The 12214-nt window shown below is 53.6% G+C and carries 9 protein-coding genes and 1 tRNA gene; 9 read left to right on the forward strand and 1 reads right to left on the reverse strand.

Going from position 1 to position 12214, the window contains the following annotated elements; translation table 11 throughout:
* Window positions 1-41: 41 nt before the first annotated feature.
* From ACSIPU_RS26890 to dkgB, 9 genes are all read left to right on the forward strand, one after another.
* Window positions 42-118, forward strand: a tRNA-Asp gene (locus ACSIPU_RS26890).
* Between the two features lie 850 nt (window positions 119-968).
* Window positions 969-1457: a type VI secretion system contractile sheath small subunit gene (tssB, locus tag ACSIPU_RS26895; RefSeq protein ID WP_049593491.1), complete on the forward strand. Its 489-nt coding sequence runs from the start codon at window positions 969-971 to the stop codon at window positions 1455-1457.
* A 65-nt stretch (window positions 1458-1522) separates the two neighbouring features.
* The gene (gene tssC, locus ACSIPU_RS26900; protein ID WP_023320360.1) at window positions 1523-3055 is read left to right on the forward strand and encodes a type VI secretion system contractile sheath large subunit; all 1533 of its coding nucleotides are present in this window, start codon (window positions 1523-1525) and stop codon (window positions 3053-3055) included.
* Between the two features lie 138 nt (window positions 3056-3193).
* The gene (locus ACSIPU_RS26905) at window positions 3194-3397 is read left to right on the forward strand and encodes a hypothetical protein (protein WP_023320361.1); all 204 of its coding nucleotides are present in this window, start codon (window positions 3194-3196) and stop codon (window positions 3395-3397) included.
* A 17-nt stretch (window positions 3398-3414) separates the two neighbouring features.
* Window positions 3415-3906 (forward strand): Hcp family type VI secretion system effector, encoded by a 492-nt coding sequence (locus tag ACSIPU_RS26910; protein WP_049593490.1) that lies wholly within the window; start codon window positions 3415-3417, stop codon window positions 3904-3906.
* Window positions 3907-4094: 188 nt separating this feature from the next.
* Window positions 4095-6728, forward strand: coding sequence for a type VI secretion system ATPase TssH (tssH, locus tag ACSIPU_RS26915; protein ID WP_049593489.1), 2634 nt, complete (start codon window positions 4095-4097; stop codon window positions 6726-6728).
* A gap of 165 nt (window positions 6729-6893) precedes the next feature.
* Window positions 6894-8498: a type VI secretion system protein TssA gene (gene tssA / locus ACSIPU_RS26920; RefSeq protein WP_017146585.1), complete on the forward strand. Its 1605-nt coding sequence runs from the start codon at window positions 6894-6896 to the stop codon at window positions 8496-8498.
* Window positions 8499-8834: 336 nt separating this feature from the next.
* Complete coding sequence (locus ACSIPU_RS26925) at window positions 8835-10196, forward strand: VasL domain-containing protein (protein ID WP_049593488.1); 1362 nt, start codon at window positions 8835-8837, stop codon at window positions 10194-10196.
* 182 nt (window positions 10197-10378) lie between these two features.
* A complete protein-coding gene (gene dkgB, locus ACSIPU_RS26930; RefSeq protein ID WP_004099132.1) occupies window positions 10379-11182 on the forward strand; it encodes a 2,5-didehydrogluconate reductase DkgB in 804 nt (267 codons plus the stop codon).
* 28 nt (window positions 11183-11210) lie between these two features.
* Here dkgB and yafC read toward each other — a convergent pair whose 3' ends face one another.
* Window positions 11211-12113 carry a DNA-binding transcriptional regulator YafC gene (gene yafC / locus ACSIPU_RS26935; protein ID WP_004099134.1) on the reverse strand — a complete coding sequence of 301 codons (903 nt, stop codon included), beginning with the start codon at window positions 12111-12113 and terminating at the stop codon, window positions 11211-11213.
* Between the last annotated feature and the right edge of the window lie 101 nt (window positions 12114-12214).

A 12214-nucleotide genomic window follows, 5' to 3' on the forward strand; every position in this document is an offset into this window, starting at 1 on the left:
TAAGCCGGTGCATAAATCCGGTGGTTACAGAAGTATTCGGTGGAGCGGTAGTTCAGTCGGTTAGAATACCTGCCTGTCACGCAGGGGGTCGCGGGTTCGAGTCCCGTCCGTTCCGCCACTTATTACATAGAACCGCAAGTCATTGACGTGACTTGCGGTTTTTTTGTTTTTGTATGCAGATCGTTGTTGGACCTAAAGTAATTGCAGATTACATCTACGACAATCTATCATTAACGCTTAACGCTTAACGCTTAACGCTTAACGCGGGCTGAAAAATTACAGACCCGGCAGTCTGTCAGGCAGACGGATAGCCAATCATAATGTATCTGTCATCGTACAACGATCGCCGCTTGCAAGGCCGGAGAACACAGATATGTTCTCCGGCCTTTTTACTTTTTGTCGCCGCTTCAGGAGCTCTTTCCGGCGGAACATTCGCGGTCCTCGAAGCTGTTATTTGGTATCAGGCTGCATCATTTTATTCATTTAATACAGAATGATTTAAAATGAAACTATCTTTTCAAATTTTAATAACGTTTGATATATCTATCCCGGGAATATATTTCGCTTAAATGTTTATTATATTACGATGATGAACTGATTCATTAATGTGATTTTTATCATTTATTAGCGTTTATGGTTATTATTTAATGGAGTGAAAATATATTTTTCAGAGTGGTCAGCTAGCATTGAATTTCATGTTAAGAACTTTAAGAATGAGATGAAGTACTATAAATTCATATGAATCATAATTAATCCCTTTGTTTTTTAAGTGGTATTTTTTTAATTGTGAAGGTTTTTGAAGTTTGTTTTAGTTGAGAGCTTTTTGTGAGATATAAAGACTTCTTTGCAAGTATAATATTAATCGAGACCATAGTGCATCTATCTTCAATTATTGCAATTTGTATTGGTGAGGTGATATTTTGTTTTTGCTCACTTTCTGGTGGGTATATATCCTGAGGAGGAGTAATATGGGTAACAGTTTTCAAAATGAGGTGCCAAAATCTCGAGTTAATCTTCAATTGGATCTTCACACTGGCGGGGCGGGAAAGAAAAGCGAGTTACCGTTAAAGTTACTTGCGGTAGGTGATTTTAGTAACGGAAAAGAACAACGGTCTTTATCTGAAAGAAATAAAATAAATATCAATAAAAACAATTTTGATAGCGTAATGGCTGAACTCTTACCTACGGTCGATTTGCTGGTCGAAAGCACTCTGTCAGGAGAAGCCCGGGTAGAAAATATTAAACTTAACTTTGGTAGCGTCAAAGATTTTGAACCAGAACAGGTTGCTCGCAATATCCCATCGCTTCGTGCATTGATTTCTATGCGTAATTTACTACGCGATCTCAAATCCAACTTGCTGGATAACGTCGAGTTCCGTCGTGAACTGGAAAAGATTATGAAAGATCCTGCGATGAGTAGTGAACTACGCGCAGATCTAACGGCACTCGCACCGTAAAAAAGTAATGGACAACGACCGGAATAAATACGGTTCATCAAGGAAATGAAGAGGAGGGCATGCTGATGTCTGTACAAGAACATGACGCACCGGTAGCGCAGGCGCAGGCTGTGACCAGAGAAAATGTTTATCAGTCTCTGTTTAAAAAAATTCACCTTACGCCGGTTTCTTCTCTGAAACAACTCGGAGAGTGGCAAGATAGTGAAGCAATGGCGGAAGCATCAACGGAAGAGAGGGTCTCTGCAGCCATTCAGGTACTGCTTTCCTGCGTGGCGAAATCCGGAAAAAATGTTGAAAAGTTAGATAAATCACTGCTGGATTTCCATATAAGCGAGCTGGATCGAAAAATCAGCCAGCAGCTGGATGCCGTGATGCACCACCCGGACTTTCAGGCGCTCGAATCGCTCTGGCGCGGCCTGTGGTTTCTCGTCCAGCGAACCGACCCTCGAAAGAATACCAAAATTGAGCTTCTGGATGTCAGCAAGGAAGACTTACGTCAGGACTTTGATGATGCGCCGGAAATTGTCCAGAGCGGGCTTTATCACCACACTTATGTGCAGGAATATGACACTCCCGGCGGCGAGCCAATAGCCTCAGTGATTTCCAGCTATGAGTTTGATAACAGCCCGCAGGACATCGCGTTGCTGCGTAATATCTCTCGTGTGGCCGCGGCTTCGCATATGCCGTTTATTGGTTCCGTCGGACCTGAATTCTTCCTTAAAAACTCAATGGAAGAGGTGGCTGCCATAAAAGATATCGGTAGTTATTTCGATCGTGCCGAATATATCAAATGGAAAAGTTTTCGCGACACTGATGATTCCCGCTATATCGGTCTTGTAATGCCCCGTGTACTTGGCCGTCTGCCGTATGGCCCGGATACGATTCCCGTCCGCAGTTTCAACTATGTGGAAGAGGTGAAAGGGCCCGATCACGAAAAATATCTCTGGACCAACGCGTCATTCGCCTTTGCGGCGAATATGGTGAAAAGCTTTGTTAACAACGGCTGGTGCGTACAAATACGCGGACCGCAGGCGGGGGGAGCAGTCACCGATTTACCGATCCATCTTTACGACCTCGGTACCGGCAATCAGATCAAGATCCCCTCGGAGGTGATGATCCCGGAGACCCGTGAATTCGAATTTGCCAACCTTGGATTTATTCCACTCTCTTATTACAAAAATCGTGATTACGCATGCTTCTTTTCGGCTAACTCGGCACAGAAACCGGCGCTGTATGAGACGGCGGATGCCACTGCTAACAGCCGCATTAATGCCCGCCTGCCGTATGTCTTCCTGCTGTCGCGAATTGCGCACTATCTGAAGATTATTCAGCGCGAGAATATTGGTACCACCAAAGACCGACGTTTGCTGGAACTGGAGCTTAATACCTGGCTGCGTAATCTGGTGACGGAAATGACCGATCCTGGTGATGCGCTTCAGGCATCGCACCCGCTACGCGATGGAAAAGTGGTTGTGGAAGATATTGAGGACAATCCGGGCTTCTTCCGTATCAGGCTTTATGCCGTGCCGCATTTTCAGATTGAAGGAATGGATATCAGCCTGTCGCTGGTATCGCAAATGCCGAAGGCTAAATCGTAAGCCGCAGGCGCGATGAAAACCTCTCGTCTGCTGCGGGCTGAGGAGATCGACCTTCCTCTCAGCGGCGTTTCGTTGGGAAACCTTCAGTAATAATGGCATTGCTCAACTCGCCATCTACCCTCCATCGGAGTGGCTGCTGTGGCGTTAGATAGCGCGGTGCTGGCGTTGAAAAAACTTAAAGATGCCATTCCTGCGCCTGTGTTTCCCCAACGATACGTTGATGGTACGGAAGTATCAGATGGGCTCTCTTCTGCTTGCGACCTGAATACGCGTGCGGAAGAGAATACGGTGGGCGCGGAGCAGAACATACCGTCGGAGGCGGCGGTACCTCAATCACACTAACAAGGAGAGTAATTCTCATGGCAATACCTGCTTACCTTTGGCTGAAAGATGACGGTGGCGCGGATATCAAAGGTTCCGTAGACGTACAGGGACGTGAGGGCAGCATCGAGGTCGTGGCGCTGGACCACGATGTGTATATCCCGACGGATAACAATACCGGCAAACTGACCGGCACCCGTACCCATAAGCCATTTACCTTCACTAAGGAAATCGACGTATCCAGCCCGTATCTCTACAAGGCCGTCACGACGGGTCAGACTCTGAAAACGGCAGAGTTCAAGTTTTACCGGATAAATGACGCCGGTCAGGAAGTTGAGTATTTCAACATTACGCTGGATAACGTCAAGCTGGTCAGAGTGGCTCCGCTGATGCACGACATTAAGGATCCTGCGCGCGAGAGGCACAATCATCTGGAGCGTATCGAATTCCGTTACGAAAAGATTACCTGGACCTACAAGGACGGAAACATCGTTCATTCCGATGCATGGAATGAACGTCCTTCGGCCTGATAACCGCGGCAGACAGGCAACTGTCTGCTTTTTTATGCGTATTTGCTGATAAGCCGGTCCTTCCGGTGGGGCAAACCCTATCACATTCTGACAGAAACCTGCCAGGCACAGGGTTACGGCTACGGGCGGTAGCGTGCCTGAACAGGATTCAGTAAAGGAAAAATCACTACATTGAAGAAGGGATATCTATGACCGTAAACCAGCCAGCTGCACTGCTACGCCGCCTCAACCCGTTCTGCGCCCGCGCGCTGGACGCCGCCGCATCGCTGTGCCAGACCCGCGCTCACGCCGAGATTACTATTGAGCACTGGTTGTTGAAGCTGCTGGAACAGGGAGAAGGGGATATCACCGTCGTTGCCCGGCGCTATGAGTGGGATATGGAGATTCTCTGGCAAGCGTTGCTGGGGCATCTTGAAACGCTTCCACGCTCGGTACGTGAGCGTCCGCAGCTTTCTGAACGCCTGACGGCACTGATGACGCAGGCATGGTTGTTCGCTTCGCTGGAGAGCAACGAGCCGCAGATCCGTAGTCAGCACTTGCTGATGGCGCTGACGGAGAAGCCCGAACTGCTGGCTTGCGACGATCTGTGGGTGTTGTTGAGCGTGGGTCGCGTCCAGTTAGGGCGGCTGCGTGCGCTACTGGACGAGCAGTCGGAAGAGTGTCCGGTACGGCAAAGGCAGGCTGGCGAACCGCTGGCGGAAGATATAAGTGCAAATTCTTCTGCGCTTGCGGCGGATGATAGACAAGATGATGCGCATCGAGGGGTCCTTAAACGTTTCACCGCGAATATTACAGAAAAGGCCCGGATGGGCCAGATCGATCCGGTGTTTGGCCGCGATGTTGAGATCCGCCAGATGGTGGATATTCTGTCGCGCCGTCGCAAGAACAATCCGCTGCTTGTGGGCGAGCCTGGCGTCGGCAAAACCGCGCTGGTGGAAGGGCTGGCGCTGCGTATTGTAGATGGCAACGTGCCGGATAGCCTGAAAATCGTGCATATTCACTCGCTGGATCTGGGGCTGCTACAGGCAGGGGCTGGCGTTAAGGGGGAATTCGAGCAGCGGCTAAAAAACGTCATCGACGCGGTGCAGGCATCGCCGGAGCCGGTGCTGCTGTTTATCGATGAAGCCCATACTATCATCGGCGCGGGAAATCCTGCGGGCGGCGCAGATGCGGCTAATTTACTGAAACCTGCTTTGGCCCGCGGTGAGCTACGCACTATCGCAGCGACGACCTGGAGCGAGTACAAACAATATTTTGAGCGCGATGCCGCTCTGGACCGCCGTTTTCAATTGGTCAAAGTGGACGAGCCTGATGACGACACGGCCTGCCTGATGCTGCGCGGGCTGAAGACCTACTACGCGGAGCACCATGGGGTGCACATCCAGGATAGCGCCATTCAGGCCGCGGTACGTCTGTCACGGCGTTATTTGTCCGGACGCCAGCTGCCTGACAAGGCGGTAGATCTGCTGGACACTGCCGGGGCGCGTGTCCGGATGAGTCTTGATACCCTGCCGGAGCCGTTAACTCAGCTTCAGGGACATCTGGCCGCGCTGGATATTGAGCAGAAGGCGCTTGAAAAGGATCGCGCGTTTTATCCTGCATCCGCGCAGGCTCGACTGGCAGAGCTCGCCGACCAGCGGGATCAACTCCAGCAAAAGGCGGATCAGCTGGAGTATCAGTACCAACAAGAAAAAGCGCTGGTGCAGCAGATTATAGCGCTACGCCGGGAAAGTCCGGACAGTGAACGGTTACCTCAACTACAACAGCAGCTGCTACAGCAACAGGGATTAACGCCATTGCTGGCGCTGGATGTGGATGCCCGGGCCGTCGCTACCGTCGTAGCTGACTGGACCGGCGTACCGCTCACTTCCCTGCTGAAAGATGAGCAGAGCGAGCTGCTGAATATGGAACAGATGCTCGCCAGGCGGGTGGTAGGCCAGGATGGTGCGCTAAAGGCTATTGCGCAGCGGTTGCGGGCGGCAAAAACCGGGCTCACGCCGGAAAATGGCCCGCAGGGCGTATTTCTGCTGACCGGTCCTGGCGGCACCGGTAAGACCGAAACTGCGCTGGCGATGGCGGATGCGCTGTTCGGCGGCGAAAAGTCGCTTATTACCATCAATCTCTCAGAGTATCAGGAACCACATACGGTTTCTCAGCTCAAGGGAGCGCCGCCGGGTTATGTTGGCTTCGGCCAGGGTGGCGTATTGACGGAAGCCGTCAGAAAACGTCCGTATAGTCTGGTTCTGCTCGACGAGGTAGAAAAGGCGCACCGCGACGTCATGAACCTTTTTTACCAGGTGTTCGATCGCGGTTTTATGCGCGATGGGGAAGGCAGGGAAATCGACTTTCGCAACACCATTATCCTGATGACCGCTAATCTCGGAAGCGATCACATTATACAACTGCTGGAAAAGAGGCCGGCGGCCACGGACGGGGATCTGCAGGAACTGCTGTATCCGCTGTTGCGGGAGCACTTCCAGCCTGCGCTGCTGGCGCGTTTCCAAACGGTAATTTACCGCCCTCTCGGGTGGGAGGCGATGCGGTCCATTGTGGAAATGAAGCTGGCGGCAGTGAGCCGCCGCCTGCGCGAACATTACGGTATGGAGACGGTGATCGGGGCCAGTCTTTACGATCAACTGGCCTCCTCCTGTCTGCTGCCGGATACCGGGGCGCGTAATATCGACAGCTTACTGAACCAGCAGATTCTGCCTGTACTGAGCCAGCAGCTGCTGGCGAATCAGGCGGCGCGACGGCAACCCAGGCTGCTGGCGCTCGGCTGGAGTCAAGAGGACGGTATCGTACTGGAATTAGATACGGAATAACGGGGATGGCGATGAATGCGCTGTGCTCTGGGCGTTACGACTGCCGTTTCCCGTTCATCCCGAAACCCGTCATGGCCGATAGTGATGCAAGCCTTCCCCTCGCCGGGAAAATATTCCGGACCGGAAAAAATCATAACCGATAGCCTAAGTGAGGGGGCGATGCGAATGAGTGAATTACTGCAGCAGTTAACCCGCAGCTGTTTTCCCGATCGGAATGCGCTTGAGGCGGGACAACAACAGGCGGCGCTGTGGCAGACGTGGCTGCTGCCAGTGACGACGGAGTCTCCGGTCGGGAGAGACCCCGTCTACCACGACGATTTCCAGCTGATGCGCGACGAGCTGAATAAGCTTTCCGGCGCGGATACCGCTCTGATTTGTCAGCTTGCGGAATCCCTGCTGCTCACTCAGGCAAAAGATGTACGCATCGCCACCTGCTATATCTGGGCGCGATTGCACCGCGACGGCGAACGCGGATTAGCGGAAGGTCTCGCCCTACTGGCCGGGCTGGTGCAGCGCTTCGGGACGCAACTGCTTCCCTCTCGTCCGGCGGGCCGGAAAATGGCGCTGGAATGGTTAACTGGCGAAAAGATACTCGACAGCCTGGCGCGTTACCCGGAAGTGGCAAAAGAAGACTTTGCCAATATTGTCGCGGCTCTCAATCTGCTGGACGCTTCTTTTTCTACATGGCCGGAAGAACAACAGCCGCCGTCCCTGATACCGCTGATCCAGGCGCTGGAGTCGCGGCTGGCGCAGTCGGGCGGGATGAGCGCGGTGGTGCCGCAGAACAGCGCGGCAACCGCTTCACCTCCGACAAATTCGCTACAGATACAGTCCATCAGTTCCGGGCGCGACCTGCTGGATCAGGCAAAAGCGCTGGCCCGCTACCTGAACGCGCAGCCGCAGGGCTGGCTGGCGGCGCATCGGTTGATGAAAACTCTGCGCTGGGACACCGTGCATGAACTGCCGCCTGATGTGGATGGCAGAACCCGACTGGCTCCGCCGCGTAGCGAGTCACGTACTCAGCTTAAACGGTTGTACTCGCAACAGAACTGGACCGAGCTGCTGGAACAGGCCGACCTGATGTTCAGCGCCGGGGTCAATCATTTCTGGTTTGATATTCAATGGTATTTGTATCAGGCGCTGGGCAAAGCGGGCGCGCCGTGGGACAAGTGGACGGCAATTATCCGCCAGGACCTGATGCTGTTGCTTGAGCGTTTACCTGGGCTGGAGAGCCTGGCGTGGAACGACGGCACGCCGTTTGCCGATGAGGTGACCCGCAGTTGGATTACCCGGCAGGTGCTGCCGCAAGATGAGGGGAACTGGCTTAGCAGGACGCCAACGGCCCCGGTGGAAGAGCCGGACAACGATGTGCTGGCGCTGGAACCGGAGGCGCTGGCGCTGGCGGACCGCGAGGGCGTTGATGCTGCGCTGGGCTGGCTCCAGTCCCGTGCGGGGATCGTCACGGCACGCCAGCGTTTGCTGTTGCGTCTGTTGATGGCTCGCATAGCGGAGCAGTACGGTAAAAGCGAAATGGCGCTGCTGCTGCTGGAAGAGCTGCATGGCGCTGCGCAGGGGCTGACGTTGACACAATGGGAGCCGGAGTTAATTTTCGAAGTCACGGCACGACAGCTGAAGCTGCTGCGCCTGCGGGCGCACCGCTATGCAGATAAAGCCCATCTGGCGCGGAAAATGGAAAATCTGCTGGCGGCGCTGGTGGCGATGGATCCTGCGCGGGCGGCAGTACTTTGTGATACGCAATATAAAGACTGAGAACTCACCCGGTATCGAGTTTAAAGGCGCCAATCCTGACGTTATTGCAAAGCCGAAATACGCTACCGATAAGAAGCCGACAGAGACTATGCCCGGCTTACCCTGACCGCGCGCCATTGAGAAGATAAATAGCAAGCAGCGGCTGTTTCCGCTAAAGGATAAAAATAGTATGGAAATCGCTTCGTTAAACCCAATGCCGACGTTTAATTTCAATCATGAATGGCCGCGAGCTCAGGGCAGTGAAAAGGATCGGCGGCTTCTTTCAGGGAGTCATAATATGCAATGTACTCACTATTGCCGGGCGATTATGCATTATTTGCAGCAACAGGAGCGTATATGAAGACGCCGCACTCTTCATTTATCAGCCCGTTCCGCACGGGCGGCGATCCCTGTACCTTTCGGGAGGCCGGCGAACTGCAGGCCGAAATAGGCAAACTTACGCATCCGGCGCGGCCGGATGTGGACTGGGGCAGGGTAGAGAGCCTGAGTCTGGCTCTGTTTCGGCAAAACGGCGTGGAGTTGCAAACGCTGGTCTGTTACGCGCTGGCGAGGACCCGGCAGTATGGGATAGCAGGAATGGTGGACGCTCTGGATGCCCTCGCGGCATTGATAAACCAGCGCTGGGGAGATTTCTGGCCGCTGCAGGTCCATTCAAGGATCGCGCTGCTGGCGTGGCTTGCCGAGAAGATGAAGCAGGCGCTGCGCGCGCAGGATCTTCAGTATCAGGATCTGGCGCAGATTAACCACTGCAGCCAGCACCTGACGGAAATAGAGAACGTGCTGCGGCGGTGCGAGGTCTGGCATATGTCAAAACTGGAGCAACTGGCCGTTCAGTTGCGAAATGCGGCGATGCGCCTGGAGCGGCTGGCGCCGCAGGGCGAAAAAACGGCGGCGAAGAAAATCGCCAGGGAGCGCCCCTGGCCGAGAGATGTAAAAAATGGGGCCAAAAAAACCGCTGAAGCGCAGGCATCGCGAAAGCATGACGAAAGCTTGTTATTGAAGAAAACTACGGAGAGTCCTCGCCAGCGGCGGGTATGGCCCGGCTTTATCGCCGGGATGCTGACGATGGTTTGCCTGGGAGGTTGCGGTTTCTGGGGTTGGTCATGGCTGAACCCGCCAGAAATGGGCCTACGTGAGGCACAGACCGCGACGTCGGTGTTGGCGTTGCCCTCAGCGCCGGGGAGGGATGGCAACAAGATGCTGAGCTGGGCGCAGGGAATGGCGACGACCCGCGCGCAGCTGAAGAGGCTGAATGACCTGCCGCCGCTGTGGCCCCTGCGCCAGGAAGAGGCGCTGCTCCTGGCCCTTGAACGCCGCTGGCCGAATAATTCGCAAATTAAGGCGATGAGCGCCGAGTGGCGTAAGCAGCGGGAAGCCAGCGCGCTGCCGGTGCTTGAATTACAGCGCTATGCCCAGGCGCAGGCGAAGCTACGGCAGCTTTCGCTAAGGCTGGATGCGCTGGATGAACGCAAGGGGCGGTATATGACTGCTTCTGAGTTGAAATCGGCAATTTTCAGCATCCGGCAGCTGTTACAGACGCCGCCGCTGGAAGAACAGCTCAGGCAACTGGAGGCTCAGGTACGAGCCGGAAGTCTCTCACCGGTGCTGCAAATGCAGATTGATTTTCATTTTAAGCAGTTGCTAAGCCGCTACGCTATTTTGCTGGATAGCACGGAAGTGAAACCGAACCCTCAGTAGTAGGATGTCGGCTGCGGTAGAGTAAAAACAGACGGGAAAAGTTGGCCCAGGATTTTTTCAGCCCGCCATTTGATTATTGCTGTTTTAGCAAAAATCCTCTGCGTTAAACGATCTTTTTCTCGATCCTCTCGTTGGTCATAATGTTTCTCATTAACCGCTATTGATAAATAATGAGGAAAATCATGACAATCCCTGCATTTGGTCTTGGGACCTTCCGTCTGAAAGATGACGTAGTGATCGCATCTGTAAAAACAGCGCTTGAGCTGGGCTATCGCGCCATTGATACCGCGCAAATCTATGACAATGAAGCGGCCGTGGGCCAGGCTATCGCAGAAAGCGGCGTCGCGCGCGATGAACTGTTCATCACCACCAAGATCTGGATTGAAAATTTAAGCAAAGATAAGCTCATCGCAAGCCTGAAAGAGAGTCTGCAGAAGCTGCGCACCGAATATGTCGATCTCACGCTGATCCACTGGCCGTCGCCAAACGATGCGGTTGCCGTGGAAGAGTACATGGCTGCTCTGCTGGAGGCGAAACGCCAGGGACTAACTCGCCAGATGGGTATCTCTAACTTCACTATTCCGCTGATGGAGCGCGCCATTGCTGCCGTTGGGGTAGAGAATATCGCGACCAACCAGATTGAACTGTCGCCTTATTTGCAAAATCGTAAGGTCGTCGATTGGGCCTCTGAGCATGGCATTCACATTACCTCTTATATGACTCTGGCTTATGGTAAAGCGTTAAAAGATGAAGCCATTGCCCGGATTGCGGCGAAACACAATGCCACTCCGGCGCAGGTTATCCTCGCGTGGGCAATGGGTGAAGGCTATGCGGTGATCCCATCTTCGACCAGGCGCGAAAACCTGGCAAGCAACCTGAAAGCTCAGGAGCTGCAGCTTGATGAAGACGATCGCCTGGCGATCGCCGCGCTGGACTGTCACGATCGTCTGGTTAGCCCGGAAGGTCTGGCGCCTGAATGGGATTAAGCTAACCCCTCTGTACTCTACAACCCTCTTACAGCTCCTGCGGGAGCTGTTTTACATGCTCACTAAGAAAGTCGATAAAAGCCCTGATCCGCGTGCTTACCGCCCTGTCGCTGTAGTACACCGCGCTAAACGGCATTTCAATCGGCAGCCGTTTGTCAGCCAGCAGTTCGACAAACGCCCCTTCAGCAATTTCTTTATCCACCATATAGTCCGACAGACAGGCTATACCGTTACCGGCCAGGCACAGCTGCTTGAGCGTTTCCCCGCTATTGGAAGATATCTCGCTTTCGATTTCCAGCAGTTGGCCATCGCAGCAGGAAACTGGCCAGGTATTCAGGGATACGGGCTCGCTAAAGCCGAGGCACTGATGATGTTTTAGCTCGGCGACGCTTTGCGGCGTTCCGTGCCGGGCAAGATAGTCCGGCGAGGCGATAATTTTGCGGTAGCTATTGAACAGCGGTCGGGCGCGCAGGCTGGAATCGGTTAGCGTGCCGGCGCGGATCGCGACGTCCACTTTCCGCTCAATCAGATTGATAAAGGTCTCTGACGAGACCAGCGAAAGGCTCATTTCCGGGTAGCGCTCACGGAAGGGCCTGATCAAAGGCATCAGAAAATGCAATATCACCGGCGTCGCGGCATCAACGCGAAGTAATCCTCTTGGCGTCGTTCGGCTTTCCAGAAGCTCATTTTCGGCGGCGGCCATCTCCTGAAGCACAACCTGCACTCGGCGGAAATAACGCTCGCCCTCTTCGGTCAGGCTTAGCTGGCGGGTAGTACGGTTAAGCAGGCTGACGCCGAGCTTTGACTCCAGCTTTTTTACTGCCCGGCTGACGGCGGAATTAGCCTGACCAAGCTGTTCGGCAGCGCGACTAAAACTGCCGCTCTCTACCACGGCGACAAAAATGGCGATTTCTTCTGAGGTAGCTCTCATTGTTGCACCTGTGGCAAAATTATATTGATACTTTGGCTATTTTTGTCATTAAAACATCTCTTCATACTACGTGTCATCTTAATCCTGTTGATACGGAGTAC

Origin of the sequence: Klebsiella sp. HN106, assembly GCF_051209435.1 — a bacterium.
In the GTDB taxonomy this organism is placed as follows: domain Bacteria; phylum Pseudomonadota; class Gammaproteobacteria; order Enterobacterales; family Enterobacteriaceae; genus Klebsiella; species Klebsiella oxytoca.